The 18,208-nt window shown below is 64.7% G+C and carries 16 protein-coding genes; 3 read left to right on the top strand and 13 right to left on the bottom strand.

Going from position 1 to position 18,208, the window contains the following annotated elements:
• Positions 1 to 48: 48 nt before the first annotated feature.
• The 6 genes from HMPREF2630_RS03440 to folP all read right to left on the bottom strand — a co-directional run bounded on the left by HMPREF2630_RS03440 (position 49) and on the right by folP (position 5,143).
• Positions 49 to 1,896, bottom strand: coding sequence for a PH domain-containing protein (locus tag HMPREF2630_RS03440; RefSeq protein ID WP_070483403.1), 1,848 nt, complete (start codon positions 1,894 to 1,896; stop codon positions 49 to 51).
• The gene (locus tag HMPREF2630_RS03435; protein WP_083297864.1) at positions 1,896 to 2,543 is read right to left on the bottom strand and encodes a PH domain-containing protein; all 648 of its coding nucleotides are present in this window, start codon (positions 2,541 to 2,543) and stop codon (positions 1,896 to 1,898) included. The genes HMPREF2630_RS03440 and HMPREF2630_RS03435 overlap by 1 nt, the downstream gene beginning before the upstream one ends.
• The gene (locus HMPREF2630_RS03430) at positions 2,530 to 3,045 is read right to left on the bottom strand and encodes a DUF3180 domain-containing protein (RefSeq protein ID WP_070483401.1); all 516 of its coding nucleotides are present in this window, start codon (positions 3,043 to 3,045) and stop codon (positions 2,530 to 2,532) included. The genes HMPREF2630_RS03435 and HMPREF2630_RS03430 overlap by 14 nt, the downstream gene beginning before the upstream one ends.
• Before the next feature lie 45 nt (positions 3,046 to 3,090).
• Positions 3,091 to 3,669, bottom strand: coding sequence for a 2-amino-4-hydroxy-6-hydroxymethyldihydropteridine diphosphokinase (gene folK / locus HMPREF2630_RS03425; protein WP_049333470.1), 579 nt, complete (start codon positions 3,667 to 3,669; stop codon positions 3,091 to 3,093).
• Positions 3,670 to 3,671: 2 nt separating this feature from the next.
• On the bottom strand, positions 3,672 to 4,103 hold the full coding sequence (gene folB / locus HMPREF2630_RS03420) for a dihydroneopterin aldolase (protein WP_049333471.1): 432 nt from the start codon (positions 4,101 to 4,103) through the stop codon (positions 3,672 to 3,674).
• 77 nt (positions 4,104 to 4,180) lie between these two features.
• Positions 4,181 to 5,143 carry a dihydropteroate synthase gene (gene folP / locus HMPREF2630_RS03415; protein ID WP_070483399.1) on the bottom strand — a complete coding sequence of 321 codons (963 nt, stop codon included), beginning with the start codon at positions 5,141 to 5,143 and terminating at the stop codon, positions 4,181 to 4,183.
• A gap of 157 nt (positions 5,144 to 5,300) precedes the next feature.
• Between folP and HMPREF2630_RS03410 the strand changes: the two genes are divergently transcribed.
• On the top strand, positions 5,301 to 5,489 hold the full coding sequence (locus HMPREF2630_RS03410) for a hypothetical protein (protein ID WP_049333476.1): 189 nt from the start codon (positions 5,301 to 5,303) through the stop codon (positions 5,487 to 5,489).
• A gap of 125 nt (positions 5,490 to 5,614) precedes the next feature.
• On the opposite strand, the gene folE is transcribed toward HMPREF2630_RS03410, so the two are convergent.
• The 7 genes from folE to ppa all read right to left on the bottom strand — a co-directional run bounded on the left by folE (position 5,615) and on the right by ppa (position 12,952).
• Entirely contained in the window at positions 5,615 to 6,199 is a 585-nt protein-coding gene (gene folE, locus HMPREF2630_RS03405) for a GTP cyclohydrolase I FolE (protein WP_070483397.1), read from the bottom strand.
• A complete protein-coding gene (gene ftsH / locus HMPREF2630_RS03400; RefSeq protein WP_070483395.1) occupies positions 6,186 to 8,369 on the bottom strand; it encodes an ATP-dependent zinc metalloprotease FtsH in 2,184 nt (727 codons plus the stop codon). The genes folE and ftsH overlap by 14 nt, the downstream gene beginning before the upstream one ends.
• 252 nt (positions 8,370 to 8,621) lie before the next feature.
• Positions 8,622 to 9,173 carry a hypoxanthine phosphoribosyltransferase gene (hpt, locus tag HMPREF2630_RS03395; RefSeq protein WP_049333480.1) on the bottom strand — a complete coding sequence of 184 codons (552 nt, stop codon included), beginning with the start codon at positions 9,171 to 9,173 and terminating at the stop codon, positions 8,622 to 8,624.
• A gap of 276 nt (positions 9,174 to 9,449) precedes the next feature.
• A complete protein-coding gene (gene tilS / locus HMPREF2630_RS03390; protein WP_049344282.1) occupies positions 9,450 to 10,592 on the bottom strand; it encodes a tRNA lysidine(34) synthetase TilS in 1,143 nt (380 codons plus the stop codon).
• Between the two features lie 94 nt (positions 10,593 to 10,686).
• Positions 10,687 to 11,928, bottom strand: a complete 1,242-nt coding sequence (locus tag HMPREF2630_RS03385) for a type II toxin-antitoxin system HipA family toxin (protein ID WP_049344280.1) — start codon at positions 11,926 to 11,928, stop codon at positions 10,687 to 10,689.
• Positions 11,929 to 11,973: 45 nt separating this feature from the next.
• Positions 11,974 to 12,198, bottom strand: coding sequence for a helix-turn-helix domain-containing protein (locus HMPREF2630_RS03380; protein WP_049344278.1), 225 nt, complete (start codon positions 12,196 to 12,198; stop codon positions 11,974 to 11,976).
• Between the two features lie 268 nt (positions 12,199 to 12,466).
• A complete protein-coding gene (gene ppa, locus HMPREF2630_RS03375; RefSeq protein WP_049344276.1) occupies positions 12,467 to 12,952 on the bottom strand; it encodes an inorganic diphosphatase in 486 nt (161 codons plus the stop codon).
• Positions 12,953 to 13,145: 193 nt separating this feature from the next.
• Here ppa and dacB point away from each other — a divergent pair, with 193 nt between their 5' ends.
• Positions 13,146 to 14,774, top strand: coding sequence for a D-alanyl-D-alanine carboxypeptidase/D-alanyl-D-alanine endopeptidase (dacB, locus tag HMPREF2630_RS03370; protein ID WP_070483394.1), 1,629 nt, complete (start codon positions 13,146 to 13,148; stop codon positions 14,772 to 14,774).
• Positions 14,775 to 14,981: 207 nt separating this feature from the next.
• Positions 14,982 to 18,089: a DEAD/DEAH box helicase gene (locus HMPREF2630_RS03365; RefSeq protein WP_070483392.1), complete on the top strand. Its 3,108-nt coding sequence runs from the start codon at positions 14,982 to 14,984 to the stop codon at positions 18,087 to 18,089.
• Positions 18,090 to 18,208 lie beyond the last annotated feature (119 nt).

The raw sequence follows: 18,208 nt of genomic DNA, 5'->3' as shown, positions 1-18,208 counted from the left end.
GCCCGCACCGAGTGGTGCGGGCGGGCCTTGCCGGTTGAGGTTCCGGCGCTAACGCGCCTCGGGCACGCGGTAGTAGGCGCGGGTACCCTCCAGGCGCTCCGTGAGGGTCGAAGCGATAATCAGGCTCGTGCGCGGCGGCAGGTGCTTCATGGTGGTGCTCACCGGGCCCTTCGCAACGTCGAAGCGCAGGGTGGCGCATCCGCACGCACGCTCGAGCGGGCCCTGGGTCCAGCGCACGCCCAGCACGCGCCGCACCGGCAGCACCGACAGCCTGCGCACCAAGAAGCCGTTACGGATCAGCAGCAGATCGCCGCGGGCGTGCTCCTCGATGTTCGCGTCAGGGCGCGAGGAGGCGGGGCTCTGAGCCCCCTGCGCAGAGACGTTAATGCTGGTCAGGCCCTTAACGTGCAGGGTGAGCGGGTCAAGCCAGCGGGCCGTGGACGGCACCTGCAGCATCTGCGGGGCACCGGGCACCTGTCGCTTCTGGGAGCTGCGCGCCGCGGCCATGAGCACCTGCGCCTGCTGCTCGTCCAGCCCCGGCAGGAGCAGACGCAGCACCGCGGCGGTCTCGCGTGCATTGCCCACCGGCAGGGCCACGTTGCGGGTCAGCCCGCCCTGATCGGGCCTGTCGATACCCACGCCGGCGATGGTCATCTTGATGCGGTACCAACCGAACATCTTCCAGAGAATCGACTGCTCAACCTGAACCGCCTGCACGCGCTCCGGCAGCACGTTCTGCGTGTGGGTTCCGGTGAAACCGTAGCGCAGGGTAAGGGCCCCGCGGTCACCGCAATAAATCCTGAACCGCGCGGAGTTATCGAAGCGGGCCCACAGCGCACCCGCGTAACCGATGAGCGGCGCGCCCAGGCTCGGGAGGGCAAACATCGGGATGTACAGCGGGCTGATTCCACTGAAAATTGCCGTGATAATTGCGCTCACGCCCATGACGATGACCAGCGGGATAACCCACACGAGGTTCTCCAGCAGAATCGACATGATGAGGGTGCCGGTCGAGATGCGGAAGGCCACCGCACCCTCGGGGTTACCGGGTTCGGGGAAGTTTCCGGCCGGAGCGGGCGAAGCGGCGGGGTAGGCCGAGGAAGCCGAGTCGGACTGCGCAGGATGAGGCTGCGAGACGCCGGGCTGGGGCACGCTGGACTGGGATACGCCGGGCCGGGGCGCACCGGACTGAATCGAGGGAGCAGGCTGAGCCGGGGATGCAGGCTGAGCCGAGGGGGCAGAGGAAGCCGCGCCCGAGGGGAGCGGCGCATCCGACCGGTAGCCGGCCCGGGCTCCCCTGCCCTGAGCCCGCAGAATCGAGATGCTCTGCAGAGCCGCATGACGCAACCGGGTGGCCTTCGCCCGCGACAGGTACTTGATGTGCAGCGCCTCGCCGGAGCCGTCCGCAACCTCAAAACGCAGCTCCGACAGGCCCAGCAGGCGCGCCACCAGCGGACGGGAAATATCCACGCTCTGCACGCTCTCCAGGCGGATCGTGCGCTCCTTCTTGAAGAAGATACCGCTGCGGCGGTGAATCGCCAGCTCATCCAGGTGATAGCGGGTGAACCACCATTGAAGCGAGCCAGCAAACAGAACCAGCACCAGAACGACGAAGCCAATCAGCTGCGAATACGTCGCGCTGAAATAGCTGTCGTCCTCGTTGAACACCTGCGTCAGGCGCGTGCCCCACTCGTTCGGCGGGGTGGTCAGAATATTCAGAATGATGCTCTGAAAGAAGCCGAAGGCCAGCAGAATAATGAACCACAGGTTCATGATGAACGTGCGGATATCGGCGCGCCACCACGTCTGTTCCTGCGGACCGCCGGGGCCGCCCACACCCTGGCCGCCCGGCGCGCCACCGCTCGGGACGTTATTGTTCGGAACGGGCGCGCTCATTACAGGGCCGCCATTCGCTCATCGGCGCGGCGCACCAGCTCGGCACGGACCGCATCCACGATGTCGTTCGGGACGCCGTACACCACAACCGTGCCGGCGGCCTCACCGGCGGTGCGCACCGTCAGACGCGACACCCCGCTGAGACGCTCGAGCGGTCCCGAATCGACGTCAACGTACTGGATGCGCCCGTACGGAATCGAAGTGATGCTGCGGAAAACCAGGCCGCGGCGGGTCATGAGGTGGTTGCTCTCCAGCGCGTAGGCCAGGGCGCGGGTGCGGCGCGGGGTGGTGAGCAGCCACCAGCCGCCCCAGAACACCGCAACGAGAGCCACCAGCACACCCAGGATGCGCATCCACAGGGGTCCGTCGGTCAGAACCGCGAGTGCATCCAGGCCCAGCCCCACCAGCAGCACCGGCACGAACGCGGCCACGGTGTGGATGAAGCGAACCTTCAGGTAGCCGGGGGCCGCGGGCTGCCACTGCGGGTCGGGTGCGGCCTGCCGGGGTGCAGGCCCGCCCACTCCGGGCAGGCCCAGGGGGACCCCGGCGGGTCGTGCGGTCGGTACGCTCGGCGCGGGGGTCTGTCCCGGGCCGCCGCCCTGCGGCATGGGATTCTGAGAATAATTGTTCGATTTAGGAGCCGGCATAGGTTCCTCCCTCTCGCGACTTCACGGAACCGGAGGGAGAATCGTCCTCGTCCTCCCCCGGCGGAATACGACAACAATGCTGCGCCCACAGGCCGGCCGCCAGCAGCGCAACGCTACAGACCAGGTTCACCACGACCTGCCAGAAAAGCGCAGACAGACCGCGGGCAGGCGCCACCGTCAGGTGAAAACCAAAGATTGCGGCACACACACCCGTCAGCAGGGAACCCGTCAGAATCGAACCCTGCGCATAGGCCAGGGCACGCGCAGCCAGAATCGGACCCATGTGCGGTGCCTTCTCGCGCGTCCGAATACGGCGATACCGCGCCACCTGCACCCCCAGCCACACCGCGCCGGCGGCCACGAGCAGGCACACCAGCCCGAGCATCCACGAGAAATGCAGCTCGCTATGACCGGCGTTCACCAGCACCGCGTGCACCAGCACGGTCAGCGCCGCGGCGCCTATCGCCGTCCAGAGCACCGCCGAATACCGGAGGGGTTTCATGGTGTTTCCTTTCGGTCGGTTCCTCTGCCTTCCAGAGTGCCACATTTAGGGGCCAACGGACAGGTTCATTTCACGCATATAACGAATTGCGTCCTCGCCGGCGTCCTCGTGGGTCAGGTTGAGGTCGCGGGAAAGCTCCGCAACGCTCACCGGCACGTAGGTTACGGCGCCCCCATCGCTGCGCGCCACCAGCAGGCGCGCCTCCGGATCCATACGCGCCCACGGCGTCAGCACAAAAGCCCGCTCGTGCGCGCGCGGGTGCGGCAGAGTCAGCACCGGGTCATCAGAGACGGTACCCTCGTAGTCAATCACGTCAATATCGAGGGTGCGCGGGCCCCAGCGCACCAGACGCTCGCGGTGATGCGCCGCCTCCACCGCGTTGCACAGCTTCAGCAGCTCGTAGGGGCTCAGCTCGGTCGACACCTCAATCACGGCGTTCACGTAGTCCGGCTGACCCTCCGGCCCACCCACCGGAGCGGTACGGTACAGCGGCGAGACCCGCAGGATGCGCACGCCCGCCTCCCGAAGGTCGACGACGGCACGCTCAATGGTGCTCTCGCTCTCGCCCAAATTTGAGCCCAGCGCCAGCACGGCGCGATGGGCGGAAAGCGGCCTGAGCGGCATCGTTAGCACCTCCCTTCGGTACCGGGCATGGCGGCCTGCAGGGACTCGGGAATACGCTCGCGGAACACGCTCACCGCCACGTTCTCGAAGGGAACGGTGATGGGGGCCTGCGGCTTGGAGACCTTCACCTCCACCGCGTCGATGCGCGCGAACTCGGAGAGAATCCCCTCGGCAATCCGCACGGCGAGCGTCTCGATCAGGTCAAGCGAGCCGAAGACGATTTTTTGGTGAATCAGCTCGGCCACCTGCGCGTAGTTCGTGGTCTTTTCCAGGTCATCCCCCGCGGCGGCGTCCGCGAAGTCGGTGTAGAGCGTCGCGTCGACGGTGAAGGGCTGACCGTCACGCTTCTCAAAGTCGAGAACGCCGTGGAAACCCACGGCGGTGATGCCACTAAGCGTGATGCGGTCGTGGTGGGCGTAGGCCGAATTCGGCATGGAGTCTCCTCAGTGGTTGGTTGTAGCGGGTACCCGGCGCGTGAGCCGAGCCCCGTGGGGCGCATAAGGGGCGGTACCTACATGACGGCGCGCAGCGCGGAGGCAATAGTCACCGCGTCCACGCTAGCGGGCACGTCGTGCACGCGCACCGCCCACACGCCGCGGGCGGCCACCAGGGCGGTCACCGCCGCAGAAGCGGCCGCGCGATGCTGGGCCGGGCGTGGCTCCGTCAGCGAGTGCCACAGTTCGCGTTCCGCCTGGCCCGCTTTGGTCGCGGTGAAGCCGGTCGCGTTCAGGCGCTCGGCCAGCGCTATATCCGCCGCGGTCAGGGCGTTGGCGATAAAACGCTTTCGAGAACCGGCAATGAGCAGGCGGTGCCCCAGGGACTGCAACTCATCGATAGCGGCCAATAGCTCCCAGTCCTGCACGCCGCCCTTGGCGAAGCCCAGGCCCGGGTCAAGGATCAGATTCTGCGGCAACACGCCGGCGGCGAGGAAACGCTCACGCAGGTCGGTCAGCTCCTCCACAACCTCGGTGACGACGCCGCGCGGGTACTCCGCCAGGCTGTCCATAGTCTGGGAGGTGCCGCGGGCGTGCATGAGGATGTACGGCACCTGCAGCTCGGCGGCGGTCTCAATCATTTCATCGCTGACGTTCAGGCCGGACACGTCATTAATGATGTGCGCACCGGCGGCGATGGCGGCGCGGGCGGTCTGCGGGTTCATGGTGTCCACGCTGATGGTGGTGCCCATCTGCGCGACGGCCTCGATGACGGGCAGGATGCGGCGCTGCTCTTCCTCCACGCTGATGCGCACCGCACCGGGGCCGGTGGACTCGCCGCCAATGTCGATAATGGAGGCGCCCTCGGCAATCATGCGGGCGGCGTGGGCGATGGCGTCGGTGGCGGCGTAGTGCTGGCCGCCGTCGCTGAAGGAGTCGGGGGTGACGTTGAGAATGCCCATGATGAGGGTGCGTTCGGCGGCGAGCGCATCGCAGGGCAGGGGTGCGGCAGCGGGGTGGGGGGCGGTGTCTTCGGTCATGGTTTTAATCCTACCGAATCTGCCGAATGACACAGCGCGCCATATTTGCATATGGCATACCGATTTGGGGGTATCCTGGGAGGGTATGCTCTGCCCGCGTCACAGCGGTGTGGGTTGGGCACCTCATACACATACATACTCTAGGAAGTGACTCATCGTGAATTTGAAGACCGGCGCGTGGATTTTGTCCCTGATCGCGATTGCTTCGCTGTTCGTTATTGTTCTGGCCGAGAACGCTCCCGCGGTCCGCTGGATTGCTTTCGGTTCTGCAACCGGCTGCGGCTTCATCGCCCTGGGCCTGATCGTGACCCTCGCACTGGGCTGGGACAACAAGAACGAGGGCTAAGGCTCTTCGAGCCTTCTAAAGGCCCGGAACGGCGCTAAGCATCGGCGGCCCCGAGGGCCACAACCGCACGACAAAAGGGGCGGAGGTGAAAACCTCCGCCCCTTTTAGTGTGTCTGCGAGCGCGCTTAGCGCTGCGAGAAGATCAGGCTCATCGCCTCCGCACGGGTTGCGGTGTTCATCAGCGCACCGCGCACCGCGCTGGTCACGGTCTTCGCGCCCGGCTTACGCACGCCGCGCATCGACATGCACATGTGCTCAGCCTCAATCACCACAATCGCGCCGCGCGGGTTCAGGTGCTCCTCCAGAGCCTCCACCACCTGCGTAGTCAGACGCTCCTGCACCTGCGGGCGGCGAGCGTACATATCCACCACGCGGGCGAGCTTGCTCAGACCGGTCACCTTGCCGTCCGGGCCCGGGATGTAACCCACATGCGCCACGCCGTGGAACGGCACCAGGTGGTGCTCACAGGTCGAGTAGAACGGGATGTCCTTCACCAACACCATCTCAGAGTGGGCGATGTCGAAGGTCGTACCCAGAATCTCGCCGGCGTCCTGGTGCAGGCCCGAGAAGAACTCCGCGTAGGCACGCGCCACACGAGCCGGGGTCTGCTGCAGACCGTCACGGTCCGGATCCTCACCAATCGCGAGCAGAATCTCACGGACGGCAGCCTCAATACGCGGCTGGTCGACGGCGTTCTTAACCTCGCTCATTCTCTGCTCCATTCTGGTTCGGGGTGCCGTTCTCCGGGCGCTGCGCCGGAGGGGCGGGGTAGTTCGGGTACTGCTGGGTGGGCATTGCGACGGTCGGGTCAGCGTCCGGGTCGGTGAGGGGCGCCTGAGGCGGCAACGGCTGCGTAGGTGCTACCGGAACAGTAGGTGCCGTAGCAGTAGCGGCAGGTGCTTCCTCAGACTTTTCGGCTTCCTTCGCCAGCTCGCTCGGTGCCTTCACCGGCGGGATGTCGGTACGCTCGCGGGTCGGCTTGGAGTACCAGTACTCACGCTCGGGGCGCTTACGCACGTCCTTGAAGATTTCGGCAATCTCGTTCTCGAGCAGGGTTTCCTTCTCGAGCAGGGCGAACGCCAGGCGGTCGAGAATATCGCGGTTTTCCAGCAGAATCTGGAATGCCTCGTCGTGTGCCTGCTCCAGCAGGGCGCGAATCTCAGCGTCGACCTTTGCCGCGGTCGCGTCGGAGTAGTTGCGTGCCGAGGCGCCGCCGCCACCGAGGAACGGTTCGGTGTCTTCGCCGCCGAGCTTCACGGAACCAATCACGGCGCTCATGCCGTAGTCGGTGACCATCTTGCGGGCGGTGTCGGTTGCCTTCTGAATATCGTTAGACGCACCGGTGGACGGGTCGTGGAAGACGATTTCCTCAGCCGCACGGCCACCCATCGCGTACGCCATCTGGTCGAGCAGTTCGTGGCGGGTCGTGGAGTACTTGTCGTCCTGCGGCATGACCATGGTGTAACCCAGGGCGCGGCCGCGCGGAAGAATAGTAATCTTGGTGACCGGCGCGGAGTTACGCAGTGCCGCAGCAACCAGGGCGTGACCGCCCTCGTGGTATGCGGTGACCTTACGCTCGTGCTCGTTCATGATGCGCGAGGAACGCTGCGGACCAGCCATGACGCGGTCGATTGCCTCGTCGATAGCGCGGTCGTCAATCACGTTGCCGTTATCGCGGGCGGTCAGCAGAGCCGCCTCGTTCATGACGTTCGCCAGGTCGGCACCGGTGAAGCCGGGGGTGCGCTTCGCAACCTGCGCCAGGTCCACGGTGTTGGCAATGGGCTTGCCCGCGGCGTGCACGCGCAGAATCTGCTCGCGGCCCTTCATGTCGGGGGCGTCCACACCAATCTGGCGGTCGAAACGACCGGGACGCAGCAGCGCCGGGTCCAGAACGTCGGGGCGGTTCGTTGCCGCAATGACGATGACGTTCGAGTTGCCGTCGAAGCCGTCCATCTCAACCAACAGCTGGTTCAGGGTCTGCTCGCGCTCGTCGTTACCGCCACCCATGCCGACGCCGCGGCGGCGGCCAACGGCGTCAATCTCGTCGACGAAGACGATGGCGGCGGGGTCGCTCTTCGCTTCCTTGAACAGGTCGCGCACGCGGGAGGCACCCACGCCCACGAACATTTCAACGAAGTCGGAGCCGGAAATCGAGTAGAAGGGCACGCCGGCCTCGCCCGCCACAGCCTTGGCGAGCAGGGTCTTACCGGTGCCGGGAGGGCCGTACAGCAGCACGCCCTTGGGAATCTTTGCACCCAGGCGGGTGAACTTCTCGGGTTCAGCCAGGAACTCGCGAACCTCTTCCAGTTCGGCGAGCGCCTCGTCCACGCCGGCAACGTCGCTGAAGCGCACATCCGGCTTGTCCTTGGTGAACTTCTTCGCGCGGGACTTGGAGAAGCTCATCACGGAGGAGCCGCCTCCGACGCGTCCCATCAGGAACCAGAACAGCACACCAAAGAGCAGAATCGGCAGCAGGAGCGAAATCAGGGAGCTCAGGAAGCTATGCTCAACCGGCTGGTCCGTGTAGCTTTCCAGCTCGGCGGAGTTCATGGCCTTGACCACGTCCTCGGAGCGGGGCTGCACGTAGTAGAAGTTCACCGACTTACCGTAGTTGTCGTTGCCCTTCTTGTAGTCCTCCTTGAGCTGCAGCTCCACGCGCTGATCACCGTCGTAAATCTTCGCGCTCTTAACCTGGTGGTCGTTGAGCAGCTGAATACCCACGTTCGTGTCCACCTGACGCGAGGTCTGGGTGAAGAGGGAGCTCATGAAGAACGCCAGCATGACCACGGCGATTGCGCCCGGCCAGAACCAGGGGCCGTTGATGAGCTTCTTCAGAAAGCTATCCGTGCCCTTCTGCGGAGTATTGGGGGTTTGCGCCAATGCTTTGTCCTTACGTTGCGGCTGTAACCCGTTGGGGCTGCGGCATTTTCGTGCCGGAACACCCAACGATGCAACCTTAAATGTACCCTACCGCGGCCGGGGGCCAGGCACCCTTCTTCTCTATTTCACCTGCGGGCTAAAGGATGGAACCCTCCCTCAGCCATCCCGCGTGCGGGTACGGGAACGCCCCGCCCCCGCACAAACGGCGGGAGGCGGGGCGTGTATCGGCGTTTCGGGTGCCGACGATGAAGTTTAGGAGTACACGTGCGGGTGCAGGGTTGCGATGCAGTCCAGGTTGCGGTACTTCTCAGCGAAGTCCAGACCGTAACCGACCACGAACTCGGGCTCGATGTCCCAGCCAACGTACTTGACGTTGACGTCGGCCTTGACGACCTTGGGCTTGCGCAGCAGGGCGCAAATCTCAACGGTTGCGGCGCCGCGAGAAATCAGGTTCTGCTGCAGCCAGGCCAGGGTCAGGCCGGAGTCGATGATGTCCTCAACGATCAGCACGTCGCGGCCGACCAGGTCGGTGTCCAGGTCCTTCAGGATGCGAACCACGCCGGAGGACTTGGTGCCGGAACCGTAGGAGGAGACAGCCATCCAGTCCATGGTGTAGTGGCCCTTCAGCGCGCGGGAGAGGTCAGCCATCACCATGATGGCGCCCTTCAGCACGCCCACGAGCAGCACGTCCTTGCCGGCGTAGTCTTCGTCGATGCGAGCCGCCAGCTCGGCGACCTTCGCATTGATCTCTTCCTTGGTGAAGAGTACGTTCTTGATATCGTCCTTCACGTCGATAGCCTGCACGATAATTCCTTCGTATATTTGGACGCTACTGCGCCTCCGGGAGGGCACAGACCGCTCGCTGGCGGGCACCCCGCACCGGACAATGTGGATGGTGTTCGCTTTAAGTATGACTTAAAAACGTGCTTCGGCGCACCTCACCAGCCCCTCGCGCACCCGCAGGGAGCCCGATTCGAGTCATGCGCAATATCCGAATCCGCACGTGGGGCACTATATGCGGGCCGGGCGGCAGGTTTGCGGCGACCGGCCCCGAAGCCCCCCCCGGCAGCGGAGCGATGGCTACCCGCGGGTGGGTACGAGGACCAGCGCATCCACGCGTTCACCGGTTGCCGGATGCACAATTTTGCGGCGGCGGTACGCGCTCACGTGGCCGGGCATCTGAACGGGCCCAGCTATCGCGTATTCGGCGGTGAAGGCGTCCAGCGCCTGCAGTCGCTCGAAGCCCGGGTTCTCTCCCCCGGCGGCCTTGCAGGCGGTGGCAAGCACGCGCAGGCGCAGCGCCGGGTGTAGCTCGGCGGTGCGCACGCGGTCAAGCAGCACGGCATCCTCGCGCTCGATGCCGCGCACGGCGGTTCCGGCGGGTAGTAGCACCCGTTCGAAGGCTTCGCGAGCCTGCTCGTCGAGGTAGTCTGCATCCGGGCCGGCCACCGCGGCGGTACGGGCCAGGGAGCGGGCCACGTCCCCGCCGAGGTGCTCCTCCAGGTAGGGCAGCACGCTGTGGCGGATGCGGGCGCGCATGAGGGACTGGTCGGCGTTGGTCGGGTCAATCCAGGGGGTGAGGGTTTCGGCCTCGCAGATGTCGAGCATGTCGGTGCGGCGCAGGCCGAGGAAGGGGCGCAGGTAGGTGACGCCCCCTTCGACGCGCACGGGCGGCATGCCCGCCAGGGAGCGGGTTCCGGAGCCGCGACTCAGGCCGAGCAGCACGGTTTCCGCCTGGTCGTCGAGGGTGTGGCCGAGTAGTACGGCGCGGGCGCCGGTGGCTTTAACTACCTTCTCGAAGGCGGTGTAGCGGGCGGTGCGTGCCGCCATTTCGGGGCCCATGTTGCCGGCGGGAACCTGCACCTTCTCGGTGATGACGGGGTAAAGCCCCAGGTCGGCGAGGGTCTGCGCGGTCTGCGCTGCGACCTCGGCGGAGTCTTCCTGCAGGCCGTGATCGACGATGACGGCGCCCACGCGCACGTCGCCGCGGCGGGCGAAGTGCGCGGCGATGGCGGCCAGCGCGAGGGAATCAGGGCCGCCGCTGCAGGCGACCAGGAGCAGGGGCAGGTCGGCGGCGTCCGGCTCGGGTGCGGTGCGGCTGGTGCGGGAGCGTCCGGTGGCTTTGATGCTTCCGGCGCCGAGGAGCTTTTCGAGGGCGGCGGCGAGGTGTCGGCGGGCGGTGCCGACGGCCGGATGCAGGCGTCCTGCGCGTCCATTCTGCATGGTGGTTCCTTTATAGAAATTGCGAAGTATCTATGTACATAGATACTTCACGAAGAGAATTTAGAAATAACGAAGGCTCAAGAAGTCAGAAGCCTTAGGAGCGCGTATGAAGGTACTCTTCTAACTCGTCCTGGCGGCGTTCCAACTCTTTCTGCATGGCCTTAAACGGTGAGGCATTCGAGTTGAAAACATATCCCGGGGCGGCTCGGTCTGTGGGCCAGCGAACTGCTCGAGCCGCTTTGAGAGCACGAGTTAGAGCGTCTTTCTGCACCTTAGGCGGAAGACCGATAGTCTCTGCGAGAGCAAGCCAATCGTCAACAGTAATCTTCCAATCTTCGGGCGGCGAACCGTCACCGGGATTCGAATTATCTTTTCCGTTAACGCTAAGCGCCATGGATAGAGATTTAATGTGCACGAGCGAACAGGGGATGTCGTAGATAGGAGCTACTTCCCATCCACGGCGTCCCTTGAGGAGCGAGATATTTTTTGCGTGCAGGTCCCCATTGCCGGTCAGCCAAGCGTAGAGAAAATGCATGTAAAGATTCCTGCGGGCAATAGCAGGGGAAGCAGCAAGCTTCACCATTGCTTGAATGACACTTTCTGTTGTCACAGCAGGATTATCTTCCGTGTATTTCTCACCCGAAGGAACACCCAAAATCTGTGCGCCATCCTCCATAGCGATGCGTCCCCCAGAGGGTGTTCGGTCGAAACGGGAGACCATCAAACCTGATACGCCGTCTCGATCATAGACAAGCTCATGCTGAGCTACAGGAATCCCCATGAGTGCGGCTGCGGTGAGGTGGGCAGCTTCGTTTTCCACAAGCCCAGGCATGCGTTGCGGGCTAATTTTCAGAAGCGCATCGTAGCCAGCGCCCGTCCAATGCACGGGCAGGGTTTTCATGACGGCGCTCAGCTTTTCTTGAACGCCAGGCAGTCCTCGGCGGTCAACCGTGCCCATAAGTTCCGCAAAGGAAACGACCTCAGGGTTGTTCACCAATGCGGCAGGAGCGGTGTACAGTTCCCGCCCGTGCTCAATAATTTGCACATCTCCTGGAACGTCAGAACCAATCACCAGCAACAAGCCCAGAGTGTTATTTTTGCTGATTTTTTTCTCGGAACTAACGACGTCGAGCCTATAGCCTTCAGGCAAAAGATTCTGAAAGAAAGGCGGAATTGATTCTGCGGTATATTCCGCGTTTAAAGGCAGGCTCGTGGCAATTGCTGGCCCTTTATAATCTGCCCGGTAGGTGAAATGAATCAGCCCGTTGGCGTCTCGCCTCAAGTATGCGGCGAGAACACCATCTTTATAGACATCTGCCATAAGTTCATCTGTCATGGCTTTTCTCCAGGTTCTGTTTTCTATCGCAGTGTGCGGGAGGGGTTAGGTGAGGGGGTTGGCAATAGTTAGCTCAATGCCGAGCTCTTGGGCGACTTTGAGGACCGCACCAATTGACGGGCCGGGTAGCCCACGCTCAATATCGCGGATTGTTTTATCGCTGAGCCCGACCATCCACGCCAACTCCATTTGGGTGATTTTTTCGTACTTGCGGACGGCGCGAACCTGCGCACCAAATTCTTGTGCGAACCCCGTTGCGTCGAATGCCATGGGGGTTTCCTCCTCACCGCTGCAGAACCTCAGGTTATACGAAGTATTCTTCGTAATATGCCCATATTAGCACTCCCAGAGGTACTCTGAGGCTGTTTTCCGAAGAATAGTTCGGTTACATACCCTTCCACGGAACCTCCGAACACAGCCAAGGAACACAGTAAAAGGGGGCGTGCCCACCGTCTCCAGCACGTACGAAAACTCGCACGAACCAGATACGGGAAACACGCCCCTTCCAAAAACCTAATGCGCCTAACGACGCGGCAGCTTAGTGACCCTCAGCTGCGAAACGGTCGATAGCCTCCTGGACCATCTTCTCGGCAGCAGCCAGGTCTTCCCAGCCCTCGCCCTTAACCCACTTGCCGGGCTCCAGGTCCTTATAACGCTCGAAGAAGTGCTGAATCTCAGCCTTCAGCTGCTCGGGAACATCAGCCAGGGACTTGATGTGGTCGTAGCGCTTGTCGGTGGGAACGCACAGAACCTTAGCGTCGCCGCCGGCCTCGTCGGTCATGTTGAACACTGCAACGGGGCGAGCCTCAACCAGCACGCCGGGAACAACGTCAACATCCAGAATCAGCATGGCGTCCAGCGGGTCGCCGTCCTCACCCAGGGTGTTCTCGAAGTAACCGTAAGCGGTGGGGTACTGCATGGAGGTGAACAGCACGCGGTCCAGGCGCAGGCGGCCGGTCTCGTGGTCCACTTCGTACTTCACGCGGGAGCCGCGGGGGATTTCAATAGTGACGTCGAGTTCCATCGGAACCTTCTTTCTCGTGAGTTAAGGTCACTTTCGCGGCGACATCGGCGCACGGGTGCGAAAGCTAGGTGTTGAACTCACCCATTGTAACCCGTTCGCACGTGCCGAAACCGCGTATTACGGGGGCAAAACGGGGCGGCGTAGGTAACGCCCCAATTCGATACCCGGCGTGCCCTGCCGCTATGCTCGAAGGATGCCCTCCTTCAATCCTCACGCACAGACCCCCGGCCGCCCTCACGCCGGCCGAACCCTCACCCGCCGAGCCGCCCTCACTCTCGGCGGCATGTTCCTGCTGACCGCCTGCGGATCGGCGGCCGTGGACCAGAAGCGCCCCGAAGAATCCGCAAGCCCCTCGGGAAGCGCATCCGGCACCGCCAGCGAGCCGGCTACCGCCTCCGCAAGCGCCACCCCGAGCCTCGCACCCGCGCTGAACGCAGAGGATGCCGAGCGCCTGCGTTCCAGCCTCGACAAGCTATTTGCCGACGGCACCTACCCGCAGTACAGCATCCTCGTGACCGGCCTGGACGGCGGCCTCACCGGTACGGGCGCGACCACCGCGCCGGGCGACCTCTACGCCGCCAACGCCGATGCCGCGCGCGTGCCCGCCTCCACCTTCAAGATTCTGACCTTCTTCACCCTGAGCCGTCACGCCAACCTGCAGGGCCACCTGACCACCCGCGCGGTGCGCCAGGGCGATGCGCTGTACCTCGTGGCCGGAGGCGACTCCCTGCTGGGTGCGGGGGCCTCCGACCCGAAGCAGGTCGTGGGGCGGGCCGGCCTGGCCACCCTTGCCGAGCAGACGGTCAAGGCCGTTGCCGCGGGCGATAAGCCGACCGGCGCCATGCCCGTCTACCTGGACACCGCGCTCTTCACCGGCCCGAGCGTCAACCCCGGCTGGGAGGAGGGCGACGTGTCCAGCGGGCAGATTACCCCCATCCACCCGATTGCGCTCGAATCGCACACGGTGCCGGGCAAGTCGACCGCAAGTAACCCGGTGCGTCCGGAGGACGCTGCCGTGGCCGCCCAGCAGGCGTTCGTGGATGCGCTCAACACCGCCGGCAAGGAGTCGGGCCTGAGCTTCACCCTGGCCGAGCGCGCGACCGCGCCCACCGGGGCGACCGAGGTGGGGTCGGTGGAGTCGGCCACCCTGTTCGAGCAGGCGCAGCACATGATGCTCGAATCCGATAACGCCCTGGCCGAGGTTCTGGGACGCTACGCCGCCATCGCCGCGGGCAGGGAGGGTAGCGCCGAAGCCGCCCAGCAGACGGTGCGCCAGACGCTCACGGATGCCGGCGTGACCGTGGAAAACCTGGTGCAGGCCGACGTGTGCGGCATGTCCCTGACGGACCGCGTGACCGCCCGAATCCTGGTGCAGACCGTGGCCCTGCTCAACGCCGATGAGCGCGCCGAGCAGCTCATGCAGGCCTTCCCACTCGCGGGTGACAGCGGAACCCTGGCCGATCGTTTTGCGGCGGCGAATTCGGTGCACGCGCGCGGCTTTGTGCGCGCCAAGACGGGCACCCTCTATACGGTGTCCTCGCTGTGCGGTGTGGCGACCCGCCCGGACGGCACGCGCCTGATCTTTGCGATTATTCTGAACGACCTGGGCGGGGCGGAGGCCCTGCCCGCGGCAAAGGAGCGCGTGGACGCTGCCGCGGCCGCGATTGCGGACCGTTCGAGCGCGCCGAGTGCGTCTGCCGATGCTTCTGCGGGTGCCTCTGCGGCGGCTTCAACCCCCGCGCCTGCGGCAGCTTCGGCACCCACCTCTGAAGGGGCGAGTGCCCCGGTTTCTGAGGCGCCCGCGACGGGTGCTGCCTCCTAGCGGGTGTGCCCGGATAGCCCCGAAAGCCCCCTAAATCATCCTGTATAGGTTGATTTTCTGTAGTGTTTCACGTGAAACCTGAAAATCAACCTCTCGGGGCGGGGGCCGACTCGGGATGCTCATAACCCTCCAACAGGGGTTCGCACCCACTCCCCCGGCGGGTTTCACGCCCGTCCTATTTCCCTCTTCTCCAGCAGAAAAGCCACCATGGACCTTACCTTCACCCTCGCCGATCTGACCGCAACCTCAGCCTGCGAGCTGGGGCTCTACACCAAACTTCAGGAACGTGCACAGAAGCAGACTGCGCGCCCGGCTGAGTCGGAGCTTGAGCGCGCCCGTGAGGCATACCGCGAGTGCCTGCGAGTACTGACCGAGGGTGGGGTGGTCACCGGTGAGCATGCGGGCGGTAAGCCGCGCCCGGTGCCCCTGGTAGCGACCTCCGCGGCGGGGCTGACCTACACGGTGGAGCTCGACCGCCTGGAGTACGCAGTCACGAACGGTGCACCCGCGGACAGCACCGCCGAGGGCAATACCGCCCAGATTGTCTGCACCCCGCGCCTGGGTGAGGCGGCGCATCGGGCGCTGCTACGCGGTGCCCTGGCGGCGCACCTGCTGACCGCCGGGGTCGCCAAGAGCGCCGAGAACGCGGTGCGCCTCGACCTCCATCTGGAGCACGGCACTGAGGGATACGGCACTGAGGAGTACGGTGCAGAGTCCGGATCGGCGACCCCGGAGCACCACTCCCCTGTTCCTCAACCTCACCGGGTTGATTCGGCGCGTATTCTGCCGCTGATTCGCCTGCAGGAGCAGCGCCTCCTACTGCTCACCGAGGCGCTGAACGAGGGTGTAGAACCGGCGGAACTTGCCGAGCGCATCCCGCATTTTCTGACCTGCGACGAGTGCCCGGCGTGCCTGAACGCGGCGGCTTCCCTGGCTCTTGCGACCGAGGCCCCGGAGCTCGTCACCGAAGACACTGCCGAAGATACCGCCGAAGACCCTGAGACTGAGGAGCCTCCGGTCATGTACCGCGTGCCCGCCGCGGTGGAGAACGACAGCGAACAGTACCGTCTGCAGTGCCTGCTGGATGCCCAGCTTGCATCCCTCGAGGAGCACGCGGCGGAGCACGGCTGGGGTGCCGGCGAGCTTGAGGCGGCGATGCTGCTGTCCATGACGAATTATCACCGCCGCGAGCGTGCCCCATTCTGGCGTGAGCACATTCGCCGCCTGGAGGACGGCCCAACGGCGTGGGTGGCGAGCCGCGATTATGCGTACCTTGATCGGGTGCAGGTGCTTTCGGTGGAGCATGCGCATGCTCTTCTGAACATCCCCGCAGACCTGGAGGCGCTTGCCGCCGCCATGAAGGAGCCCACCGAGGTTGAAGACGCCCCCGGCTGGTATCGTGTGCGCGGCGCGCAGGTGCGCCTGTTGCGTGCGCGAATTGAGGCCGACCCGAGTCTGGTGATTGCGCCGTCGAATCACGCGGTGTTTTGTGCGTATGAGGCGGGGTTGAGCCCGCAGATTGCGCTGGACCGTATGGAGTCGCAGCTGAATTATTTCCGTGCGTCGAATCCGGGTGAGCGTGTGCCCGCCGAGTTGGCGGCGACGGGCTTCTTTGGCATGCGTGTGCTGGCGGTGGCGCATGGCGGTTTCGGTGCCGGTTCCGAGGGTTCTGCGAACCTCGAAGAGGCTGCGGCTGAGTCGGCTGGCGCAGAGTCGACCGGCGAGTTCTTGGAGGTGCTTCTGCAGGAGCGCATCCGCGTGAAGGATGAGCCGCACCGTGCCATGCCCTCGGGCCTTGGTCCGAGCTATCCGGTGTCTACGGCGACGATTGAGGCGGCCCTGCAGGCCGATGTGCACGGGCTACTCTTCGACGGTGCCCTCATGCCTAACGACCCCGTGCTTAATGACCCCGTATCCGATGAAGATTCCGAGCCCTCCGATGCTCCCTCCTCGTCCCGTGCCCTACCGAGCGTGCTCGATGCGGCGGCTTCGCTGACGGGGGTGAAGAGCGCCTCCACGGACCTACTGTTCCGTCGCGCGCCGCGGCCCAAGAAGGGCGCCTCAAACGCCAAAAATGCAGAAAATCTACCCCGTGAGGTTGATTTTTCCGCCTCTGACCTGCCCGCGGTGGATGCCGTGCACGCCGCGGTTCGCGCTCTCGACCGCTCCTATGTGGCGGTTCATGGCCCTCCGGGTGCGGGTAAGACCTTCCTCGCCTCGCACGTGATTGCGCGTCTGGTGGCGGAGGGCGCGAAGGTGGGCGTGGTGGCTCAGTCGCACGCGGTGATTGAGAATCTCATGTCGGCGTGCTGCGCCCGCGAGGGTTTTGATGCCTCCCGTGCGGTGCGTCTGCGCGGCAAGTCGGTGACTCCGGATGCCCCGTGGTCTGAGGTGTCTGATTCCGAGCTGACGGAGCTGATTTCCGGTGAGGGCGGCCTGCTGTTTGGCGGTACGGTGTGGGATTACGTGAGTGAGCGTCGCGTGCCCGCCGGGTCGCTGGACGTGCTGGTGGTCGATGAGGCGGGCCAGTTCTCTCTGACGAATACGGTGGCGGCGGCTCGTGCGGCGCGTTCGGTGCTGCTGCTGGGCGATCCGCAGCAGTTGCCGCAGGTGTCGACGGGTGTGCATCCGTACCCGGTGGATGTTTCGGCGCTGGGCTGGTTGTCTGACGGGGCGGCGGCACTGGATCCTCGTTTTGGCTATTTCTTGGGTGAGTCGTGGCGTATGGATTCGGCGTTGTGTGAGCGGGTTTCGTGGCTGTCGTATGATGGCGCATTGGCGAGCGCGGCGGCGACGGCTGGTCGCACTCTGCAGGGTGTTGCGCCTGGTGTGGTGTCGTATCCGGTGGAGCATGCGGGTTGTTCGGTGCGTTCCGTGCAGGAGGCGCAGGCGGTGGTGGAGTGCGTGCGCGAGCTGTTGGGCCGTGAGTGGGTTCCGGCGGCTGGCGCTGAGCCGCGCCCGTTGGCGGCTGAGGATTGCATTGTGGTGGCGGCGTATAACGCGCAGGTTGATTGTGTGCGTGAGGCGCTGATTGCGGCTGGCCTGGCGGATTCTTCGGGTGCTGGCGTGCGTGTGGGCACAGTGGATAAGTTCCAGGGTCAGGAGGCTGCGGTGGTGTTGGTGTCGTTGGCGTCGTCGCGGGTTGATTCTGGGCGCGGTGCCGGGTTTGTGCTGTCGCCGAATCGTCTGAATGTGGCGGTGTCGCGCGGTCAGTGGCGGGCGGTGCTGGTACATTCGCCGTGGGTGGCGCGCTCGGTGCCGCAGGATGTTGAGGAGGTGCTGGCTCTGTCGGGCTTCGCGGGCCTGGTGGAGTAGCGCCTAGTGCGGCCCTTATTCTGCGCTCTTCTACACTCCCCCGCCCGCTGCGTTGCGGGTGTCTTTGGCGTGCCCTGATTCGGGTTCAGCCGGGTTTAGTCAGGGCTCAGCCGGGTTTA

This window comes from Rothia sp. HMSC072B03 (genome assembly GCF_001809565.1).
Classification (GTDB): domain Bacteria; phylum Actinomycetota; class Actinomycetes; order Actinomycetales; family Micrococcaceae; genus Rothia; species Rothia mucilaginosa_A.
This window is presented reverse-complemented; position numbering and strand designations above follow the sequence as displayed.

What these genes read in the sequence shown, in the direction of transcription:
- folE (WP_070483397.1), bottom strand. Translation starts at nt 6,199, where the DNA reads ATGAGCGAGGTTAAGAACGCCGTCGACCAGCCGCGTATTGAGGCTGCC.
- HMPREF2630_RS03385 (WP_049344280.1), bottom strand. Translation starts at nt 11,928, where the DNA reads ATGACAGATGAACTTATGGCAGATGTCTATAAAGATGGTGTTCTCGCC.
- HMPREF2630_RS03365 (WP_070483392.1), top strand. Translation starts at nt 14,982, where the DNA reads ATGGACCTTACCTTCACCCTCGCCGATCTGACCGCAACCTCAGCCTGC.
- HMPREF2630_RS03430 (WP_070483401.1), bottom strand. Translation starts at nt 3,045, where the DNA reads ATGAAACCCCTCCGGTATTCGGCGGTGCTCTGGACGGCGATAGGCGCC.
- tilS (WP_049344282.1), bottom strand. Translation starts at nt 10,592, where the DNA reads ATGCAGAATGGACGCGCAGGACGCCTGCATCCGGCCGTCGGCACCGCC.
- dacB (WP_070483394.1), top strand. Translation starts at nt 13,146, where the DNA reads ATGCCCTCCTTCAATCCTCACGCACAGACCCCCGGCCGCCCTCACGCC.
- folP (WP_070483399.1), bottom strand. Translation starts at nt 5,143, where the DNA reads ATGACCGAAGACACCGCCCCCCACCCCGCTGCCGCACCCCTGCCCTGC.
- HMPREF2630_RS03380 (WP_049344278.1), bottom strand. Translation starts at nt 12,198, where the DNA reads ATGGCATTCGACGCAACGGGGTTCGCACAAGAATTTGGTGCGCAGGTT.
- folK (WP_049333470.1), bottom strand. Translation starts at nt 3,669, where the DNA reads ATGCCGCTCAGGCCGCTTTCCGCCCATCGCGCCGTGCTGGCGCTGGGC.
- HMPREF2630_RS03435 (WP_083297864.1), bottom strand. Translation starts at nt 2,543, where the DNA reads ATGCCGGCTCCTAAATCGAACAATTATTCTCAGAATCCCATGCCGCAG.
- ppa (WP_049344276.1), bottom strand. Translation starts at nt 12,952, where the DNA reads ATGGAACTCGACGTCACTATTGAAATCCCCCGCGGCTCCCGCGTGAAG.
- HMPREF2630_RS03440 (WP_070483403.1), bottom strand. Translation starts at nt 1,896, where the DNA reads ATGAGCGCGCCCGTTCCGAACAATAACGTCCCGAGCGGTGGCGCGCCG.
- folB (WP_049333471.1), bottom strand. Translation starts at nt 4,103, where the DNA reads ATGCCGAATTCGGCCTACGCCCACCACGACCGCATCACGCTTAGTGGC.